Source organism: Klebsiella sp. BIGb0132 (assembly GCF_024810075.1).
GTDB classification, from domain to species: Bacteria; Pseudomonadota; Gammaproteobacteria; order Enterobacterales; family Enterobacteriaceae; genus Klebsiella; species Klebsiella terrigena.
This window is the reverse complement of the sequence record NZ_JANUDW010000004.1, coordinates 293,764-313,861: the sequence shown is the minus strand read 5'-3', so window position 1 is coordinate 313,861 and position 20,098 is coordinate 293,764. Positions and strand designations below refer to the sequence as shown.

General features: G+C 61.6%; 17 protein-coding genes. 9 read left to right on the top strand and 8 right to left on the bottom strand.

Features of this window, described 5'->3' with window-relative positions; genetic code table 11:
- Positions 1 to 67 precede the first annotated feature (67 nt).
- The 9 genes from M2416_RS14745 (at position 68) to M2416_RS14705 (ending at position 8,910) form a co-directional block, all read left to right on the top strand.
- Positions 68 to 1,081, top strand: coding sequence for an HNH endonuclease (locus M2416_RS14745; RefSeq protein WP_259225422.1), 1,014 nt, complete (start codon positions 68 to 70; stop codon positions 1,079 to 1,081).
- Positions 1,081 to 1,659 carry a class I SAM-dependent methyltransferase gene (locus M2416_RS14740; RefSeq protein ID WP_259225410.1) on the top strand — a complete coding sequence of 193 codons (579 nt, stop codon included), beginning with the start codon at positions 1,081 to 1,083 and terminating at the stop codon, positions 1,657 to 1,659. Before M2416_RS14745 ends, M2416_RS14740 begins: the two co-directional genes overlap by 1 nt.
- 158 nt (positions 1,660 to 1,817) lie before the next feature.
- Positions 1,818 to 2,837, top strand: coding sequence for an NADPH-dependent aldehyde reductase Ahr (gene ahr, locus M2416_RS14735; protein ID WP_259225408.1), 1,020 nt, complete (start codon positions 1,818 to 1,820; stop codon positions 2,835 to 2,837).
- A gap of 199 nt (positions 2,838 to 3,036) precedes the next feature.
- Complete coding sequence (locus M2416_RS14730) at positions 3,037 to 3,909, top strand: carbohydrate ABC transporter permease (protein WP_143967785.1); 873 nt, start codon at positions 3,037 to 3,039, stop codon at positions 3,907 to 3,909.
- Positions 3,899 to 4,786, top strand: coding sequence for a carbohydrate ABC transporter permease (locus M2416_RS14725; RefSeq protein WP_259225406.1), 888 nt, complete (start codon positions 3,899 to 3,901; stop codon positions 4,784 to 4,786). Before M2416_RS14730 ends, M2416_RS14725 begins: the two co-directional genes overlap by 11 nt.
- A 10-nt stretch (positions 4,787 to 4,796) precedes the next feature.
- The gene (locus M2416_RS14720) at positions 4,797 to 5,621 is read left to right on the top strand and encodes a phosphodiesterase (protein WP_259225403.1); all 825 of its coding nucleotides are present in this window, start codon (positions 4,797 to 4,799) and stop codon (positions 5,619 to 5,621) included.
- Positions 5,622 to 5,626: 5 nt separating this feature from the next.
- The gene (locus M2416_RS14715) at positions 5,627 to 6,712 is read left to right on the top strand and encodes an ABC transporter ATP-binding protein (RefSeq protein WP_259225402.1); all 1,086 of its coding nucleotides are present in this window, start codon (positions 5,627 to 5,629) and stop codon (positions 6,710 to 6,712) included.
- Positions 6,713 to 6,714: 2 nt separating this feature from the next.
- Complete coding sequence (locus M2416_RS14710; protein WP_259225401.1) at positions 6,715 to 8,019, top strand: ABC transporter substrate-binding protein; 1,305 nt, start codon at positions 6,715 to 6,717, stop codon at positions 8,017 to 8,019.
- Between the two features lie 132 nt (positions 8,020 to 8,151).
- Positions 8,152 to 8,910 (top strand): IclR family transcriptional regulator, encoded by a 759-nt coding sequence (locus tag M2416_RS14705; RefSeq protein WP_259225400.1) that lies wholly within the window; start codon positions 8,152 to 8,154, stop codon positions 8,908 to 8,910.
- A 4-nt stretch (positions 8,911 to 8,914) separates the two neighbouring features.
- On the opposite strand, the gene M2416_RS14700 is transcribed toward M2416_RS14705, so the two are convergent.
- From M2416_RS14700 to iolG, 8 genes are all read right to left on the bottom strand, one after another.
- Complete coding sequence (locus M2416_RS14700; protein WP_041143810.1) at positions 8,915 to 10,534, bottom strand: glycoside hydrolase family 43 protein; 1,620 nt, start codon at positions 10,532 to 10,534, stop codon at positions 8,915 to 8,917.
- A gap of 12 nt (positions 10,535 to 10,546) precedes the next feature.
- Positions 10,547 to 11,926 (bottom strand): glycoside-pentoside-hexuronide (GPH):cation symporter, encoded by a 1,380-nt coding sequence (locus M2416_RS14695; RefSeq protein WP_141335058.1) that lies wholly within the window; start codon positions 11,924 to 11,926, stop codon positions 10,547 to 10,549.
- Between the two features lie 359 nt (positions 11,927 to 12,285).
- Positions 12,286 to 14,253, bottom strand: a complete 1,968-nt coding sequence (locus M2416_RS14690; RefSeq protein WP_259225399.1) for a YjhG/YagF family D-xylonate dehydratase — start codon at positions 14,251 to 14,253, stop codon at positions 12,286 to 12,288.
- A 14-nt stretch (positions 14,254 to 14,267) separates the two neighbouring features.
- Positions 14,268 to 15,176: a dihydrodipicolinate synthase family protein gene (locus M2416_RS14685; protein WP_076946974.1), complete on the bottom strand. Its 909-nt coding sequence runs from the start codon at positions 15,174 to 15,176 to the stop codon at positions 14,268 to 14,270.
- Between the two features lie 374 nt (positions 15,177 to 15,550).
- Positions 15,551 to 17,044: a sugar porter family MFS transporter gene (locus tag M2416_RS14680; RefSeq protein WP_041143806.1), complete on the bottom strand. Its 1,494-nt coding sequence runs from the start codon at positions 17,042 to 17,044 to the stop codon at positions 15,551 to 15,553.
- 148 nt (positions 17,045 to 17,192) lie between these two features.
- Positions 17,193 to 18,092: a myo-inosose-2 dehydratase gene (iolE, locus tag M2416_RS14675; RefSeq protein ID WP_159867408.1), complete on the bottom strand. Its 900-nt coding sequence runs from the start codon at positions 18,090 to 18,092 to the stop codon at positions 17,193 to 17,195.
- 23 nt (positions 18,093 to 18,115) lie between these two features.
- A complete protein-coding gene (locus tag M2416_RS14670) occupies positions 18,116 to 19,000 on the bottom strand; it encodes a sugar phosphate isomerase/epimerase family protein (protein ID WP_259225393.1) in 885 nt (294 codons plus the stop codon).
- 42 nt (positions 19,001 to 19,042) lie between these two features.
- Positions 19,043 to 20,056: a bifunctional inositol 2-dehydrogenase/D-chiro-inositol 1-dehydrogenase gene (gene iolG / locus M2416_RS14665; RefSeq protein ID WP_076946977.1), complete on the bottom strand. Its 1,014-nt coding sequence runs from the start codon at positions 20,054 to 20,056 to the stop codon at positions 19,043 to 19,045.
- Positions 20,057 to 20,098: the final 42 nt, after the last annotated feature.

Below are 20,098 nucleotides of genomic sequence, written 5' to 3'. Positions count from 1 at the left end.
TGTTATCAGATCCTGTTATTGGTTCGCGTAATAACGCCGATACTTTCCCAATAACAGGGTGCCCGCTATGCGTTTCTATCAGATCGAACCCACGCTGGAGAACTACTGGCGCGGCATTATTCTGTTTGGCAAGAACGTCGCCTCCTACAAGTTCGCGCTGGCCCATGCCCTGTACGACGTCCGCCGCGACGGCAGCGACCTGATCCTGCTCGAAGACCTGGCGCTGCCCTTCTGCCAGCATCTGTGCCGCCATCTGCAGCAGGCGCCGAAGCAGATCACCTCCGCCAGAAGCCAGTTCCTTAATACCTGCGACAGCTTTAACCGCCGGGAGATAAACCAGGATCGGCTCACCGCCGCCACGGTGAAGCTCGGCTTTAGCGTGGTGCTGGATAAGTTTCATAACGTCAATCAGGGCGAAATCGATACGCGATTTTTTATCGACGAGCGCAAAACGCATAAGGGCATCCGCCTGACCGACAGCTTTTACCAGCTGACGGAGCGCCAGCAGTACCCGAACCTGATCCATGAAACCGAGGCCCGCTGGCGGCTGGTCGAGCAGGCGTGGGCGATGAACGTCTCCCGCAGCCTAATCGCCATCGAGTACGATGCGGCCGAACAGCAGCTGTTCAGCGCCAGCAGCGCCCGTCGGGTAGCTATCTCCAGCTGTCGCGGCAGCCTCAATGGCTACCAAAAAGGACGATGCTTCTACTGCTACGCACCGGTTAGCCTCGATAGCGGCGACGAGAACCTGGCCGACGTCGACCACTTTATCCCGTGGAGCGCCCGTCAGGAGGTGGGCAACATCAACGGCGTCTGGAATCTGGTCCTCGCCTGCCGGAGCTGCAACCGCGGCGAACGGGGCAAATTTATGCGGGTGCCGTCGCAAAAATTACTCTACCGGTTGCGCGACAGGAACGAATATTTTATTACCAGCCACCTGCCGCTGCGCGAAACGCTCATCCGCCAGACCGGGAGCACCCCGGCGCGCAGGCATGATTTTTTAAACAACGCCTGGAATACCGCGCGTATTACCCTGCTTCATGAATGGGAGCCCCAGGCCGCCGGGCCGGATATCTTCTGATGACCATCAACTACTACCAACACAACGCCGACAGCTTTTTTACCGCCACCGTCGCTGTCGATATGTCCTCCCTGTACGCCCCCTTCGTTGAGGCGCTAACCCCGCCGGAGCTGATCCTCGATGCCGGCTGCGGTTCCGGGCGCGATGCGAAAGCTTTTGCAGAGATGGGCTATCAGGTCGAGGCCTTTGACGCCTCCTCGGAAATGGTGGCGCGGGCGGCGCGCTACAGCGGGCTGCCGGTCCGCCAGCGCAGCTTTACCGACATCAGCGAAACCGCGCGCTACGATGGGATCTGGTGCTGCGCATCGCTGCTGCACGTGCCTGGCGATGAGCTTCCCGGCGTGATGCAGCGGCTGGCGACGGCGCTTAAACCCGGCGGCGTCTGGTACGTCTCGTTTAAATACGGGACCGGCGAGCGCGAAAAAGAGGGGCGACGTTTTACCGACCTCGATGAAGCGGGCCTCGCGGCGCTGGTCGCCGCGCTGGTGGATATCGACATCACGCGGATGTGGCAAACCCTGGATAAGCGCCCGGACCGCAGCGAAACCTGGCTGAATGCGCTGCTGCTGAAGGCCTGAGCCTCTGCTCCCTTCCCCTCGCGGCCGGGGGGAACCCTGGCCGCTCTTCGTTTCTCGCCCCACCCACGCCCCTCCCCCCACACCTCCTTCTGCCAAGCGTCGCCACCCCCAATGCTCTACACTTCCTGATTATCTACGCCAAACCCAAGGAAACCGTCATGAGCATAATTAAAAGCTACGCCGCCAAAGAAGCGGGCGCCGATCTGTCGCTGTGGGAATACGACGCCGGCGAACTCCGGCCGGAAGATGTCGAGGTCAAGGTGGAGTACTGCGGCATCTGCCACTCGGACCTGTCGATGATCGACAACGAATGGGGCATGTCGAGCTACCCGCTGGTTGCCGGGCATGAAATCATTGGCCGCGTCGCGGCGCTGGGCAGCGCGGCGCAGGAGAAGGGGCTGAAGGTCGGTCAGAAGGTCGGCATCGGCTGGACGGCGCGCAGCTGCGGACACTGCGACGCCTGTATCAGCGGCAACCAGATCAACTGCCTGGAAGGCTCGGTGCCGACCATCATCAACCGCGGCGGCTTTGCCGATAAGCTGCGCGCCGACTGGCAGTGGGTGATCCCCCTGCCGGAAAGCATCGATATTGAATCCGCCGGCCCGATGCTCTGCGGCGGCATCACCGTCTTTAAACCGCTGCTGATGCATCGTGTCACCGCCACCAGCCGCGTCGGGGTCATCGGCATCGGCGGCCTCGGCCACATCGCCATCAAGCTGCTGCGCGCGATGGGCGCGGAGGTCACCGCCTTCAGCTCCAACCCGGCGAAAGAGCAGGAAGTGCTGGCGATGGGCGCCGATCGCGTGGTCAACAGCCGCGATCCCGAAGCCCTAAAAGCGCTGGCCGGCCAGTTCGACCTGATCATCAACACCGTGGCGGTGGATCTCGAATGGCAGCCGTACTTCGAGGCCCTCTCCTGGGGCGGCAACTTCCATACCGTCGGCGCGGTGATGAAGCCGTTCCCGGTTCCCGCCTTCACCCTGATCGGCGGCGACCGCAGCATCTCCGGTTCGGCGACCGGCAACCCGTCCGAGCTGCGCAAGCTGATGAAGTTCGCCGGACGCAGCAAAGTGGCGCCAACCACCGAGCTGTTCCCGATGTCGCAAATCAACGAGGCGCTCAAGCACGTGCGCGAAGGCAAGGCCCGCTATCGGGTGGTGCTGAAAGCCGACTTCTGACGATCTCCGCCGCGCTCAGGCCGCCTATACGCTGCCTGAGCGCCGGTGATTCAGGATATCTGTAACCTCTCCGCCGGGCGGTCCGTCTGCCCGGCAGCTGCGCCCCCGGTCATTAAACAGTCATCTTCCCGCCATACTTTTGCAGTCAAAGCTTCTCACAATCCGTGCTTCGACAATGCCCGATTGAGACGTCGCCGTTATGAGAAAAAGCTGGCTCCCCTGGCTAATACTGTCACCTTCGCTGCTGTTTTTACTGCTCTTTACCTGGTTCCCGCTGGGGCGATCGGTCTACGACAGCCTGTTCGATACCCGGATGGTGAGCGACGGCGCGCAGTTCGTCGGCCTCGATAACTTCACCCGCCTGTTCGCCGATAGCGTCTTCTGGCAGTCGCTGGTCAACAACCTGATCTATATCCTGCTGACGGTGGTGCCGGGCGTGACGCTGGCCCTGCTGCTGGCAGTGGCGCTGAGCGAAAACCACCGCGTCAACCGCTGGCTGCGCACCGCCTTCTTCTTCCCGATGATTATCCCGATGGTCAGCGCCGCCGCGCTGTGGCTGTTTATCTTTATGCCCGGCCTCGGCCTGCTCGACCACTACCTGGCGAAGATCGTCGGCCCGATGAACAACAACTGGCTGGGGCGCAGCAACACCGCCCTGCTGGCGCTGGCGCTGATCGGGGTGTGGAAGTTTGCCGGCTACTACATGCTGTTTTTCCTCGCCGGCCTGCAGAGCATCCCGGCCTCGGCCCGCGAAGCGGCGATTATGGAAGGCGCCACCCGCAGCCAGGTGTTCTTTAAGGTCACCCTGCCGCTGCTGCGCCCGACTCTCAGCTTCGTCATCACCACGGCGCTGATCTACTCCATCACCCAGATTGACCACGTGGCGGTGATGACCCGCGGCGGGCCGGACAACGCCACCACCGTCCTGCTCTACTACATCCAGAACCTGGCGTGGGATACCCACGACCTCGGCAAAGCCTCCGCCGCCACCTTCCTGACGCTGGCCGGGCTGTTCGCCTTCTCGCTGCTTAACCTCAGACTGCTGGAAAAAGGAGCCCACCATGAGCGCTGAAATCTCGCCCCTGGCCGTGCGCTCTCCGGCCGCAGCGCGCCCGCTGTGGCTGCGCCTGCGCCGTTCGCAGCCCTTTACCCTCAGCGTGCTGATGTGCTGCCTGGCGCTGCTGTGGGTGAGCCCGTTTATCTGGATGCTGGCAACCTCGTTCAGCGCCACCACCTTCGGCGAGGATATGGCCTCGCTGCTGCCCAGGCTGCCGCTGACCCTCGATAACTTCCGCGATGCCTGGGCCAGCGCCGACTGGCTGAGCCTCTATGCCAACACCCTGATCTTCACCTTCGGCACCTTCTGCGTGCAGCTGCTGACCATCACCACCGCCGGCTACGTCTTCGCCTGCCACGAGTTCCGCGGCAAGCAGACCCTGTTCCTGCTGTTCCTGGTGCAGCTGATGATCATGCCGGTGGTGATGATGGTGCCGAACATGCTGACCCTGAAAACCTTCGGCCTGCTCAACACCCTCACCGGGGTGATGATGCCCTACTTCACCTCGGCGTTCGGCGTGTTCCTGATGCGCCAGGCGTTCCTCGCCATCCCCAAAGAGCTGGAGGAGGCGGCGCTGATGGAGGGCTGCCGCTGGTGGCAGGTGCTGTTCCGCGTGCTGCTGCCGATGTCCTGGCCGTCGGTGCTGGCCTTCGCCACCGTCAGCATTACCTACCACTGGAACGAATACCTGTGGCCGCTGATGATGCTCAACGATCCCGATAAGCAGGTGCTGACCGTGGGGCTGGTCTCCTTCGCCATGGGCGCCGAATCCGGCGGCCAGTGGGGCACCATCGGCGCCGGGACGCTGATGGTCTGCCTGCCGCTGATGCTGGCGTTCATTCTTTTCCAGAAACAGTTCCTGCGAAGCTTCGGCTTCTCCGGGATCAAATAAGGAGTTATTGATGCTGTTAGCGCAAATTTCCGATACCCACTTCCGCAGCCACGGCCAGAAGCTGTACGGCTTTATCGACGTTAATGCCGCCAACGCCGACGTGGTTTCCCAGCTCAACGCCCTGCAGGAGCGTCCGGACGCGGTGGTGATCAGCGGCGATATCGTCAACTGCGGCCGCCCGGAGGAGTACGAGGCGGCCCGCCAGATCCTCAGCGGCCTGAACTATCCGCTGTATCTCATTCCCGGCAACCACGACGATAAAGCGCTGTTTCTCGAATACCTGCATCCGCTGTGCCCGCAGCTCGGCAGCGACCCGCAGAACATGCACTACGCGGTAGACGATTTTGCCACCCGCCTGCTGTTTATCGACTCCAGCCGCGCCGGCACCTCCAGCGGCTGGCTGACCGACGAAACCATTAAATGGCTGGAAGCCCAGCTGTTCGACGGCGGCGATAAGCCGGCGACGGTGTTTATGCACCATCCGCCGCTGCCGCTGGGTAACGCCCAGATGGACCCCATCGCCTGTGAAAACGGCTATCGCCTGCTGGCGCTGGTGGAGCGCTTCCCGTCGCTGACGCGCATTTTCTGCGGCCACAACCATAGCCTGACGATGACCCAGCACCGCCAGGCGATTATCTCCACCGTGCCGGGAACCGTCCATCAGGTGCCCTATTTCCACGAAGATACCCGCCCGTACTACGACCTGTCGCCGGCCTCCTGCCTGATGCATCGCCAGGTGGGCGAGCAGTGGGTGAGCTACCAGCACTCGCTGGCGCACTATGCCGGGCCGTGGCTGTATGACGAAAACATCAGCTGCCCGACGCAAGAGCGCTAATCACGATGCTGAGTCTGCAAAATATCACCAAACGCTTCGACGGCAAGCCGGCCCTTAGCGCCCTGTCGCTGGATATTCACGAGGGCGAGTTCGTGGTGCTGGTCGGCCCCTCCGGCTGCGGCAAAAGCACCCTGCTGCGCCTGCTGGCCGGGCTCGATCGGGTCAGCGACGGTGAAATCTGGCTGCACGAGCAGAACATCACCGATATGTCGCCGCGCGAGCGCAACTTCGCGATGATCTTCCAGAACTACGCCCTGTTTCCGCATCTGTCGGTGCGCGACAACATCACCTTCGGCATGAAGGTGCGCAAGGAAGAGAAGGCCAGCTGGCAGCCGCGGGTGGATAACGTCGCACAGATGCTGCAGCTGGACGCCCTGCTGGATCGCAAGCCGGCGAAGCTCTCCGGCGGCCAGCGCCAGCGGGTGGCGATGGCCCGCGCCATCGTGCGCAATCCGCGCCTGTTCCTGATGGATGAGCCGCTCTCCAACCTCGATGCGCGCCTGCGCAGCGAGGTGCGCGACAGCATTATGGACCTCCACCAGCAGTTGAAAACCAGCACCGTGTACGTCACCCACGACCAGACCGAGGCGATGTCGATGGCCGACCGCATCGTGGTGATGAACGCCGGCCACGTGCAGCAGGTCGGGCGCCCGGAGCACCTCTACGCCCACCCGGCCAATCTGTTCGTCGCCGGGTTTATCGGCTCCCCGGCGATGAACCTGCTGTCGCTGCCCTGCGCCGACGGCGAGGTGCGGCTCGGCGAGCTGCGTCATCCGCTGCCGCCGGGCTATCGCGACGAGTCCCGCGTCTGGCTAGGCCTTCGCCCGGAACATATCAGCGATCGCGTGGAGGAGGGCCACCTGCGCCTGCCCGCCACCGTGCTGCAACGAGAACTGATGGGGGCCGATTACCTGCTCCACGTCAGCACCCCCATCGGCACCCTGCGCTTTAGCCGCCGCCATCGCGGCGCGGTGCCGGAGAAAGGCGACTCGCTGATCCTCGGCTTTTCGCCCGGGGATATTCATCTTTTTCATGCTGAGCAACAGCACAATTTAGCGCCCGCTCATCAGGCGCTTACTCCAGGAGATTGACCATGCTTAAAACTCTGACAGCGGTCGGGCTTTCGCTCGCGCTAAGCGGCGCAGCGCTGGCGAAAGAGAAGATCGATTTCATGTTCCCGGCGCCGGTAGACGGCAAGCTGACCATGGAGATGACCCGCGTCATCAAGGCCTTTAACGACTCGCAGCAGGACGTGGAGGTACGCGGGATCTTTACCGGCAACTACGACACCACCAAGATCAAAGCCGAGTCGGCGCAGAAGGCCGGGCAGCCGCCGGCGCTGGTGATTATGTCCGCCAACTTCACCACCGACCTCGCGCTCAAGGATGAGATCCTGCCGATGGACGAGCTGTTCAAATACGGCGACCAGAAGGCCGGGGATTTCCTGGTCAAAGAGTTCTGGCCGGCGATGCACAAAAACGCCCAGGTAATGGGCACCACTTACGCCATTCCGTTCCATAACTCGACGCCGATCCTCTACTACAACAAAACCCTGTTCGAGCAGGCCGGGATCAAGCAGCCGCCGCAGACCTGGGCCGAGCTGCTGGCGGATGCCAAAAAGCTGACCGACGAGAGCAAAGGCCAGTGGGGCATTATGCTGCCGTCCACCAACGACGACTACGGCGGCTGGATCTTCTCGGCGCTGGTGCGCGCCAACGGCGGGAAGTACTTTAACGAAGACTACCCTGGCGAAGTCTATTACAACGCCCCGACTACCATCGGCGCTCTGCGCTTCTGGCAGAACCTGGTCTATCAGGACAAGGTGATGCCCTCCGGCGTGCTCAACTCGAAGCAGATCAGCGCGTCCTTCTTCTCCGGCAAGGTCGGGATGGCGATGCTGAGCACCGGCGCGCTGGGCTTTATGCGCGAAAATAGCAAAGACTTCGAGCTCGGCGTGGCGATGCTGCCGGCCAAAGAGCAGCGCGCGGTACCGATCGGCGGCGCCAGCCTGGTGAGCTTTAAAGGCATTTCCGACGCGCAGAAAAAGGCGGCCTACCAGTTCCTCACTTACCTCGTCAGCCCGAAGATCAACGGCGAGTGGAGCCGCTTCACCGGCTACTTCTCCCCGCGCAAAGCGGCCTACGATACGCCGGAAATGAAGGCCTATCTGCAGCAGGACCCGCGCGCGGCCATCGCCCTGGAGCAGCTGAAATACGCCCATCCGTGGTACTCCACCTGGGAGACCGTCGCGGTACGTAAGGCGATGGAGAACCAGCTGGCGGCGGTGGTCAACGATGCGAAGGTCACCCCGGAAGCGGCGGTCGAGGCAGCGCAGAAAGAGGCCGATGCCCTGATGAAGCCCTACGTGGATAAAACCGCGCTCGCCGAGATAAAGTAAGCCCGCGCCTCGTCGCCCCGACGGCCGCACTGCGCCGAGCGGGGCGACGAGGAGTTTTCACCCCAGCCGTTTGATTTTTCAGCGTAAAAAAGGTACTTTTTCACCCTCCCCCCGCGCGAATGGTCGTACATAATGCCTATTATTCAGTCTGTTGAACGTGCCTTGACGATCCTCGATCTGTTTAACGACCAGGCGAAGGAGCTCAAAATCACCGACATCAGCAAGCAAATGGGCCTGAGCAAAAGCACGCTCCATTCGCTGCTCAAAACCCTGCAGCTGCACGGCTATATCGATCAGAACCCGGAAAACGGCAAATACCGCCTCGGCATGAAGCTGGTGGAGCGCGGCCACTTTGTGGTGGGCTCAATGGATATCCGCCAGAAGGCGAAGGGCTGGCTGACGGAGCTCTCGCAGCATACCGGGCAGACCACCCATCTCGGTATTCTCGACGGCCGCGAAGGGGTCTATATAGAGAAGATCGAAGGCCGGCTCGCCGCTATCGCCTACTCGCGCATTGGCCGCCGCCTGCCGGTGCACGCCACCGCCATCGGCAAGGTGCTGATGGCCTGGCTGAGCGACGCCGAGCGGGATCCCCTGCTCGATGGCTATCAGTACACCGCCTTCACGCCCGCGACCATCACCTCCCGCGAGGCGCTGCTGGATGTCCTGGCGCAAACCCGCGCCCGGGGCTACGCCCTCGACAGCGAAGAGAACGAACAGGGCGTGCGCTGCGTGGCGGTACCGGTGTGGAATCATGAATCGCGGGTGATTGCCGCCCTGAGCCTCTCCACCCTTACCTCGCGGGTGGACGACGACGAGCTCACCCGCTACCGGCTGCAGCTGGAAGAGGCCGGGCGCCAGCTGTCAAAAGCGCTGGGCTACCCGGCCTGATGGCCTACGCCTCTACCGGCAGGTAGCGGAAGTAGTCAAAATCAGCGTAGCAGCCGTCGCCGCTGATGTCCTCGCAGTGCAGGCCGACGAACGCCCCGGTAAAGAACCCGCGACCGCCGATATAGTCGTCCGACAGCTTCCACGCCGCATAGTCGACAGGCACCCGGTGCCAGTTCTCGCCGTCAAACGAATAGCTATAGCGGTACACCAGGTGGTCGACGTCCACCCGCAGCCACACGCTCTGCGCCTCGTCCGGCACCGGGATCGGCTGCTCGTGCAGCGGCCAGGAAGGCACGTTGTGGTCGAGCTGCAGCACCTTCAGCGTTCTGCCCCGCCCCTCTTCGAAGTCGACAAAACAGTAGCTCCAGTTTTTGGTGTTGTAATAGCAGGTTAAACCGGCGCTCTGCTGGAAGTTCTCCGGCGCAAACTCCATCCGCGTTTCGGCGCGGAAGGCAAAGTGCTGCCAGCGCCGCGCCACGGTGGACTGGGTAAAGGTGGAGTTGAGCGAATCGTTGCCGTACAGGCGCAGATAGCCCGGCCGGGCGCTGAGGGAGCCGAGCGTCTCATCGAAGGGAATGCGCAGGGTTTGCAGCTCCGGGTCGAGGGCTGCGCCGTCGAACTCGTCGCACCACGCCGGCTCTGCCGCCGCTTTGCTTTCCGTCATCTGCGGGCCGGGCACCGTCAGCGCCGCGTGCTTGCCGCCCTCGATGACCGGCCAGCCGTCGCGCCAGGCGACGGGCGTAATGCCGGTCTCACGCCCCAGCGAGCAGTAGCCGCGCCCGCCGGATGCCAGCAGCGGCACGCCGGGCAGGCGCTGCGGGCGGCTGACGAGGTACGCCATATACCACTCGCCGGTATGCGTCTCCAGCAGCGAACCGTGGCCGCTTTTCTGCAGCGGGTTCTCCGGCAGGTGCCAGCTGCTCATCAGCGTCACCTCCGGAGAGAGCTCGTAGGGCCCGTCGATATTTTTCGCCCGCAGCACCACCACCGCGTGCTCGTAGCTGGTGCCGCCCTCCGCCACCAGCAGGTAGTACCAGCCCTCTTTGCGGTACAGGTGCGCCCCTTCGGTATAGCGCAGGTCGGTGCCGGTAAACAGGGTTTTGCGCGTCTTCGCCAGGGTTTGCGTCTGCGGGAAGTACTCCTGCATGACGATGGTACAGTGCGGATCGCTGTGGTGGCGCGGCCCCCACGGGCGATAGATGTAGTATTTGCGGCCGTCGCTATCGTGAAACAGCGACGGGTCAAACCCGCCGTTGCCCATCGCAATCGGCTCGCTCCACGGGCCTTCGACGGACGGAGCGGTCACCAGATAGTTGCGGCCGTTTTTCCACGGCGAATCAACGATCTTCACATCGGTATACAGCAGCCAGAACAGGCCGTCGGCGTAGCTCAGGCACGGCGCCCAGATACCGCCAGAGTCAGGGTTGCCTTTCATATCCAGCATCGACACGCGGTCCAGCGGCGTACTGACCAGCGACCAGTTTTTCAAATCCCGCGAGTGGTAAATACGCACGCCCGGAAACCACTCAAAGGTGGACGTCGCGATGTAGTAATCCTCGCCCTGCCGGCACAGCGACGGGTCGGGGTTGAAGCCGGTCAAAATCGGGTTAGTAATCGTATACATATTGTCTCCCTCTTAATTGGATGCTGCGGCCGCGGCGCCGGGAACGTCTTCACTCTGCGCCGCGCGATGCTTAAGCAGCTGCTGGCTGATGGCCTCAACGCGCTCATCGCTCAGCTTGTAAAGTGAGAGCATGATGAACATGCCGACGTAGAGCACCACCGGCACCACGCAGAACAGGATTTTAATGGTGGTGAGCACTTCCACCGGCTGCACGCTGCTGCTGGCGGAGTAGTTCACAAAGGCGAGAACCCAGCCCACCACCGCGCCGCCGATCGCCAGGCCAATCTTCAGGCTGAACAGATAGGTGGAGAACACCAGGCCGTCGAGGCGGCGGCCGCTGCGGCTCTCTTCGTAATCCACCACGTCGGAAGCCATCAGCCACTGCAGCGGCGTGGTGGTGTTAAAGATGAACAGGAAAACAATGTTGAGCGCGAAAATCAGCGCAATATGTTCGGCAGGGATAAAGAACAGCAGCAGGCTTAACAGCGAATAGACGACGATAATCCCTTTGAAGGCCTTCACCCGATCGAAGCGCCCCAGCAGGCGCGACGAGGCCAGCGAGCCGAACATGGTGGCGATGCTGCCGTACAGCAGAAACTGCATCGCCATCTCCGGGTGATCCATTACGTATTTGACGAAGTAGAGCGTCGCCCCGCCGCGCACCACGTTGGAACAGGTCGCCATCATTTTGAAAGTGCACATGATCCGCCACTGGGTATTGCCGAACAGCAGCCTGAGATCTTTCATCACCGAGGCGCCCGGCTGTACCTCAAAGGTGTAGCGCTCTTTGGTGGTAAAGAAGCAGACGTACAGCAGCACCACGCCGGTCAGCCCCAGCACGCACATCGCGCCAAAGTAGCCCACCTGCTCGTTGCCCTTGCCGATGATCCCCACCAGCGGCAGCGCGATACCGCTGATCGCCAGCGATCCGGCGGCAGCAAGGAAAAAGCGCCACGACTGCAGCGTGTGGCGCTCTTTCGGATCGGCGGTGATCACCCCCGGCATCGCACAGTAGGGCACGTTGACGAAGGTGTACACCAGCGTCAGCAGGATATAGGTGATGCTGGCATAGATGATTTTACCCTGCGCGGAGAAGTCCGGCGTGTAGAAGGTCAGCATGCAGACGAGGCCAAACGGGATCGCCCCCCACAGCAGGAACGGGCGGAACTGACCGTGGCGGGTACGGGTGCGATCCACCAGCAGCCCCATCAGCGGATCGGTGACGGCATCCAGCACGCGCGAAACTAAAAACAGCGTGCCCATCACCCCGGCGGAGAGCCCAAAGACGTCGGTATAGAAATAGGCCAGCAGGAACATCGTTGCCTGCCAGACAAAGCCGCAGGCGGTGTCACCTAGCCCGTAGCCAATTTTATCTTTCATGGTTAATTGCATATTTATCCCCAACCCCAGAGAGTGGAATGATGCAAACGTCAGGGGCCTGAAGAGGGCAAAAAAATAGCCGCAGCGTCGTCAGGAAAACACCCGTGATGCGTGTGCCTAATTCACGTTGTCGTGTTAATAGAGTGTAATGAGCTGCTCGTTTTTACGGCAATGACCATTTTTAATTTATGAATTATGTTTTTTGGTTTTTGTGATTACGGTCGGTATAAATCGAAAACGGAAAAAAATATTTTTAGCTTTTATTTTTAATGGCTTATTAAATAATAAAATTCTCGAAAAATAGCCTTTTTAGGCCAATGAAAATTCGCCCGCGGAATATATTCCGCAGGCTAAAATCAACGCTTAATTATTTATAAGCCGAGGGCTTTTTTACCGGCGTTAATAACCTCAATAATTTTATCGGTATCATAAATACAGCCTTTCCAGGTGCCGCCGCTCACCGACTGCAGCGCGGCCCAGAGGCGCGTATCGTCCGGTAAAAAATCGTGAGGGTGCAGATCCGGATGCGGCGCTCTCGCCGCCAGCGCCAGGGCGCCCTCTTCCGGCGTCAGGCGCGCCTCCGCCGTGCCGATAAAGTTCACGCTGCCGGTCAGGGCCAGGCGGTCAACCACGATCTCGATAATGTCGTTATCGCGCAGCCTGCCAATGGGCCCGCCCGCCAGCGCCTCGGGCGCGACGTGGCCAAAACAGGCGCCGGTCGAGACGCCGGAGAAGCGCGCGTCGGTGATCAGCGAAACCGTTTTGCCCCACGACACGTGCTTCAGCGCCGAGGTGAGCTGGTAGGTCTCCTCCATGCCGGTGCCGGACGGCCCGCCGCCGATCACCACCATGATATCGCCCCGCTCAATCTCGCCGTTTTTAATCGCCCCGATCGCCCGCGCCTCCGAGACAAATACCCGCGCCCGGCCGGTGTGGCGATACACGCCGTCGTCGCCCACCACCGACGGGTCGATGGCCGTGGCTTTGACGACCGACCCTTCCGGCGCGATGTTGCCCACCGGGAAGGCCACCGTCGAGGTGAGCCCTTTCGCCCTGGCGCGCTCCGGCGGCAGGATCACGTCATCCGGATCGACGCCGTCCTGCTCCAGCAGGCACTGGCGGAACTTCTGCCGACGCTCAGAGGCCTGCCACCAGTCGAGGTTTTCCCCGACCGTCTGGCCCGTGACCGTCATGGCGTCCAGGTGCAGCAGGCCAAGATCGCGCAGGTGCAGCATGACTTCCGGCACGCCGCCGGCGAGGAACGCGCGCACCGTCGGATGATAGTCCGGGCCGTTGGGCAGCACGCTGACCAGCCGCGGGACCTTGCGGTTGATCCGCGTCCAGTGGTCAACGTCGGGAATGGTGCAGCCCGCCGCATGGGCAATGGCCGGAATATGCAGCAGCAGGTTGGTCGAGCCGCCAAACGCGGCGTGGAGCACCATCGCATTTTCGATAGCCTTATCGGTCAGGATATCGCGGGTGGTAATGCCGCGATTATCCAGCTCGCTCACCGCCCTTGCCGACTGGCGGGAGATCTCCAGCCACACGTCCTGCCCGGACGGGGCCAGCGCCGAATGCGGCAGCGCCATCCCCAGCGCCTCCGCCACCACCTGCGAGGTGCCGGCGGTGCCTAAAAACTGGCAGCCACCGCCCGGCGACGCGCAGGCGCGGCAGCCGAGTTCCGCCGCTTCCTGCAGCGACAGCTCGTGGTTGGCGTAGCGCGCGCCGATGGTCTGTACCTTTCCGGCGTCTTCGCCAAAGGTTGGCGGCAGCGTCGCCCCGCCGGGCACGAGGATCGTCGGCAGATTATGCATCGCCGCCAGGGCGATCATCGTTGCCGGCAGCCCCTTGTCGCAGGTGGCGACGCCGATCACCGCCCGCCGGGTAGGCAGGGAGCGGATCAGGCGGCGAAACACGATCGCCGCATCGTTGCGGTACGGCAGGGAGTCGAACATTCCGTGGGTGCCCTGGGAGCGCCCGTCGCACGGATCGCTGACGAAGGCGGCGAAGGGAATGCCGCCGCTGCGGGTGATCTCCTTTGCCGCCGCCTGCATCTGCAGGCCAATCTCCCAGTGCCCGGTATGGTAGCCCAGCGCGATCGGCCGACCGTCGCCAGCGCGAATGCCGCCCTGGGTGCCGACGATCAGCACCTCTTTGCCCGTCAGCTTGTTGGCGTCCCAGCCCATGCCGGCGTTCTGCGTCATGCCGAACAGGTTGCCGCTCGGCGACTCCATCAGCATCTGCGGCGTCAGCGGCAGCGCGCCCTGAGGGCCAGCGGCGTGGGTGGTGACCGCATAGAATGCGTCGTCCTGCGGGGTGAAAATCTTGTCGATGGTCATCGTCTTTTTCCGTATCAGCAGAGCTTGAGCCGTTGCAGCAGCGCTTTGAGCTGCGCCTTGCCCGCCTCATTCAGCGGCGAGGCCGGCGGCAGCACGTGCGTTGACAGCGGCCGGCCGCACAGGACCGTCGCCTCTTTAATGACGTTCACGAACGGCGTATCGAGCTGGTAGATCTGCGGGATTTGCAGCAGCGTCTGATGATAGTGCGCCGCTTGCGCCAGGTCGCCGTCGCGGAAGGCCTGCAGCAGCTTAACCGACAGCTGCGGCGCAAAGTTAGCGCTGGCCGAGATCGCCCCGTCGCCGCCTAGCAGCAGCGTATTGAACAGGTGATCGTCGTAGCCGCAGAGCACCGAGAAGTTCGGGTGCGCCGCCTTTACGGTCAGGATCATGCTGCGCAGATGGGCTACGGAGTCGATGGTGTCCTTGATGCCGACGATATTGCTGCGCGAATCCGCCAGGGTTTTGACCAGCGCTGGCGTCAGGTCCTGGCCGCTGAGCGCCGGGAAGTTATAGAGAATAACCGGCAGCGTCACGCAGTCCGCCACCTGCTGGTAGTAGCGGATCAGGTTCTGTTCCGACACTTTCCAGTAGTAGGGGTTAATCACCACAATGCCGTCAGCCCCCGCCGCCTGCGCGTGCTGGCTGAGCTCGATAGTCTCCCGCGCGTTGGTGCCGCCGGTACCAATCAGAACCGGCACCCGCCGATCGACGTGGCCGATGGCGAACGCCGCAACCGCCTTGCGCTCTTCGGTGCCGAGCTGCGAGAACTCCCCGCCGCTGCCGAGGAAGAACAGGCCGTCAACGCCCGCGGCGATCGTATCGTCAATCAGCGCCGCGAAGCCCGGCTTATCAAGCTGGCCGTCGGCGGTAAAGATGGTGGAAACAGGCGGAATAATCCCCGAGAACTGCACGGTCTGCTGCATGAGATCTCCTTGCTGAAGCATTGCTCGCTATTTTTGTTCTACATTGTAGAACAGCGTTCGTTTATTTAACGATCATACTATGCTGCCGGGAAAGGGAAGGTAAATGGGGTTGCGGACGTAAGTGCCGGTTTTTCAGGCTGGATCACATAATGCTGCAACGGCGCTGATCTATCGCCCCGGTCAGCGCAGCGGAGGCGGAGACAATCCTCAATACGCGGCAAACTCTGCTTTCATCAGGCGCAATACGGGCGGGGAAAATACCGAAGATAGCGCGCGGCGCCGGTGCGGACTACAGGATCGCGGGGCTGCAGGAGAGCAGGCCCGTCTCCCCGCCAGGCGCCGGGCCTGACGGGATTCGTTGGATTAACGCTGGCTTAGGCCTTATCCGCCTGGGATTCGGCCCACACCTTACGCGCGGCCTTGCGCTCTTCGCTGGTATCAAGCCGGTCCTGCAGATAGTGCTCAATCTGCTCGAGGCTGCGGTTGCGGGTTTCCGGCACGCATTTAATGACGAACAGCGCGCCAAACACGCCGATCCCGGCGAAGATAAAGAAGGTTCCGGAGAGGCCAATCCACGACAGCAGGATCGGGAAGAAGAGCGAAATCATGAAGTTGGCGATCCACATTGAGAACACCGCCCCGCCCATAAAGATCCCGCGCAGGCGGGTGGGGAAGATCTCCGACAGCAGCAGCCAGGTCACCGGCGACAGCGCGCCCTGCTGGAAGCTGAGGAACAGCAGCATGCCCACCAGCACCATATAGGCCCGCAGCGCGTCCGGCTGGCCGTTGACGGTTTCCGGCAGCAAATAGCTCACCGCGCCGATAAACACCAGGCAGGCGGTACAGCCAAACTGGCCGATCATGGTCATCGTCCGGCGGCCAATTTTACCCAGCATCCAGATGCCGACAAAGGTCATCAATACCGACACCACCCCGTTGGCGATGGTGGCAAACAGCGCGGCGTTATCGCTCATCCCCACCGACGTCAGCACCGTTGGCGCGTAGTACATAATGGTATTTACGCCGGTAAGCTGCTGAATAACGGCAATACCGATACCAATCATAAACAGCTTAAACAGCCACGGAGTCATAATTTCGCGGAACCGCGGCTTGCCGAGACTGCGCTGCTCATCGAGCGTTTCGCTGATCTCCATCAGCTCCCACTCGACGTCCTCTTTGCGCCGAGTGCGCTCCAGAACCCGACGCGCTTCCGCCAGGCGCCCCTTCATCGCGTACCAGCGCGGCGAATCCGGCATAAACATCATGCCAAACCACAGCAGCACGGCGGGCAGCGTGGCGACCGCCAGCATCCAGCGCCAGGTACTCTCCCCGCCCCATACGGCGTGGAAGCCCGCGTTCGAGATATAGGCCAGCAGCTGGCCCGAGACAATCATCAGCTCCTGCAGCGTCACCAGCTGCCCGCGCTTGTTCGCCGGCGCCATTTCGGCGATATAGACCGGCACGGTTGCCGCCGCGCCGCCAACCGCCACGCCGAGCACCAGGCGAAAGAAAATCATCCAGTTAACGTCGGGCGCCAGCGCGGTACCGATGGCGCCAATGGCGAAGATAACCGCCAGCCAGAGGATGATTTTCTTTCTACCCGCCGCGCTGGCCATATAGCCGGAAAGCAGCGCGCCGAACGCGGCACCGAACAGCAGCGAGCTGGTCACCAGGCCGGTGGTGAACGGGGTGAGATGCAGTTCATTGCCCATAAACAGCAATGCGCCGGAGATAACGCCGGTATCGTAGCCGAACAGCAAACCGCCGAGCGTTGCTATCAGCGCAACGACCTTCACAAACGGCGTGGTCGGGGCGTCGCTATTGGGCCCCGAGGCCCTGTTGAGGGTGAGATATTGTTCCTTTGACATAAAAGACTCCAGTAACCTGCCTTGTAGGGGGAGATCCGCTCTGGTCTGAATGCAGAGGCGATGGCCTCACTGACGTGTTGATTTGATTAGCGCACGGCGCCGGGAAAAAGCAGGCCACGCTGCTGCATGGCCTGAAGTGAAACAACGATTAAATTCCTGCCGTTTCGCGAATATATTTCCGCGCCTTCAGCGCATATTCGAAGGGGTTGGCCAGCGCCGGATCCTGCTCGGCTTCCACTACCATCCAGCCCTTGTAGCCAAAATCATCCAGCAGCTTAAATACCGGACGGAAATCGATCGCGCCGTCGCCGGGCACGGTAAAGGTGCCCTTCTTCACGCCGTCGAGGAAGGAAAGCCCCTCGCGGCGCACCTGCTCAATCACCGCCGGGCGTACGTCCTTCAGGTGCACGTGGTTGATACGCGGCAGATATTTTTTGAGGATCGCCAGCATCGGCTCCGCGCCGCCTTCGGAGTACCAGGCGTGGCCGGTGTCGTACAGCAGGAAGACGCCATCATCCACCAGCGACATAAACTTATCGATCTCTGCCGTCGTTTGAACGCCGGTTCCCATGTGGTGGTGCAGGCAAACCTGCATCCCTTTTTCCGCAGCCAGGCGCCCCAGGGTGTTGTAGCCCTCGGCAACCCGCTGCCACTCCTCTTCGCTAAAGCACGGCTTGGCGTCGGCCAGAATCGGCTTGTCCAGCCCCTGGATGCTGCCGCTTTGTTCGGAGCAGCCGATCACCTTCGCCCCCATCGCATGGAGGAAATTCATATGGTTAACGAATTCATCAATGGTTTTTTCGCGCTGCCCGTCGGCAAAAAAGGTGCTAAACCAGGCGTTGCAGATCTGGATACCGCGGATCGCCAGCATCGGCTGCAGCACCGCCGGATCGCGGGGATATTTACTGCCGACTTCGCTGCCGCTAAAGCCCGCCAGCGCCATTTCGCTGACGATCTGCTGGAAGGTATTTTCGCCGCCCAGCTCCGGCATGTCGTCGTTAGTCCAGCCGATCGGGGCGATAGCGAGTTTGATATTATCTTTGTTCATTAGGTTGCTCCTGCCGCCGCGTCTTAACGACGCAGCAATTCACGTTCGATGAGTTCACGGGTTTCCACTGCCTGGTACTTCATCTTCTCCGGGTAGCCGAACAGAGAGGCGGCCACAATCGGCTCGCCGCCGACTTTGAACGTCCGTTCGGCAAATTTCATCTCGCGCAGCGTGCGGAACAGCGCGTTGAAATCTACGTCCCCTTCGCCGACGCCCACGTGCTGGTGCACGGCGGCATCAACGCCCGGCGGGTTAACGATGTAACGGCAGTGCCTGGTATGGTTGCGGGTATCGGCGATCAGCACGTGGGAGAGATCGTCGCCGGCGTAGCGCAGCATCTTCTCCACGTCGCCTATCCCTTTGTCATAGAAGAAGGTGTGCGGCACGCTGTACACGTACTTCACGTTTTCACTGCGGAACGACTTTACGATATCGACGGTTTCGTTGTTCTCTTCGCAGAAGTCCCACGGATGGGCCTGGATCTCGACGCGAATACCTTCGCGCTCAAAGATCGGCAGCAGCTCCTCCATCGAGCGATAGAACATCTCTTCGCAGATCTCCGGCTGGTTAGGATCGCCCGAGAACTCGGTGTTGATCACCTGGACGCCCATCTCCACCGCGATTTCGATCAGCCGCTTCCAGTTTTTCACCGCCGCCTGGCGACGCGCTTCATCCGGACCCGACCAGCGATAGACGCAGATAAATGAAGAGAGCTCAACGCCGGTGTCGCGCAGCGCCTGCCTGTACTCGGCAATTACTTCGCGACCGGCGCGCGGGTGCTTATAGAACGGGTTAATCTGCGGGTGCGGCGACTGCTCAATATAGCGGTAGCCCCACTCCGCGACCTGATGCACCATCCCGCTAATCCCGAGGTCTTTAATCACATCCACATCAAAGGCAATTTTCATCGTCGAGTCCTGTTTGCAGAGGTTCCGCAGACGCAGCTGCGCTTAGCGCTGATAGAAAGCCGGGCACTCCGGCAGCGCGACCGCGACCGGCCCGGTGCTTTCCTGCGCCTGCAGGCAGGCGTCGGCGGCGACGGAGGCGGCATAGCCATCCCACGCCGACGGGCCCTGCAGCCTGCCGGCCCGCACGTCGTTGATAAAGGCCTGCAGCTCGACGTCGTAGGCTTTGATAAAGCGGTCTTTCCAGTCGGTGAGGATCGGGGTTGAGAGGTTCGCCGCCTTGCGCATCTGCACCGCCGAGGGTTCCGGCAGGCGCGCAATCCCGGTTTCACCCACCACTTCGCACTGAATGTCGTAGCCGTACTGGCAGTTGACGAAAACTTCGACGTCGATCAGGGCGCCTTTTTTGGTTTCAAACGAGACGATCTGCGGATCTCTCAGCCGGGCGTGGGTGTGGGAAGTAGCGCGCGGGAAGCGAACCTGCACCGAGCGATAGTCGTCGTTCAGCAGCCAGCGCAGCACGTCCAGCTCGTGGATCAGGGTGTTGGTGATCGCCATATCGGTGGTGTAGTTCTCGCCGACGCTCTGGTTGCGGTGCGCGCACTTCAGCATCAGCGGCGCGCCGATATCGCCGTCATCAATCACTTTTTTCAGCGCCAGGTAGCCTTCATCGTACGGACGCATAAAGCCGACCTGCACCAGCCTGCGGCCGGCTTTTATTTCGGCATCGACAATGCGGCGGCAGCCTTCGGCGCTCATCGCCAGCGGCTTTTCGCAGAATACCGGCTTGCCGGCGGCAATCGCCGCGAGGGTGTACTCTTCGTGGGTCGGGTCCCATGAGGTCACCAGAATAGCGTCAACGTCGCTGGCGTTAATCACGTCGTGACCGTCGGCGTAGACTTCGGCGTGAACGCCGGGGAGCGCAACCGCCGCCCGCGCGTTGTCGGCATTGATGTCCGAAACGGCCACCACCGTGGCCCCCTGTAATACCTGAGTGCAGCGACGGATATGCTCTTTACCAATGGCGCCTGCGCCAATAACGCCTAATCTGAGTGACATAATAGTGTTCTCCCGCGGTTCTGTAGGGTTCAGGGTGGGTGT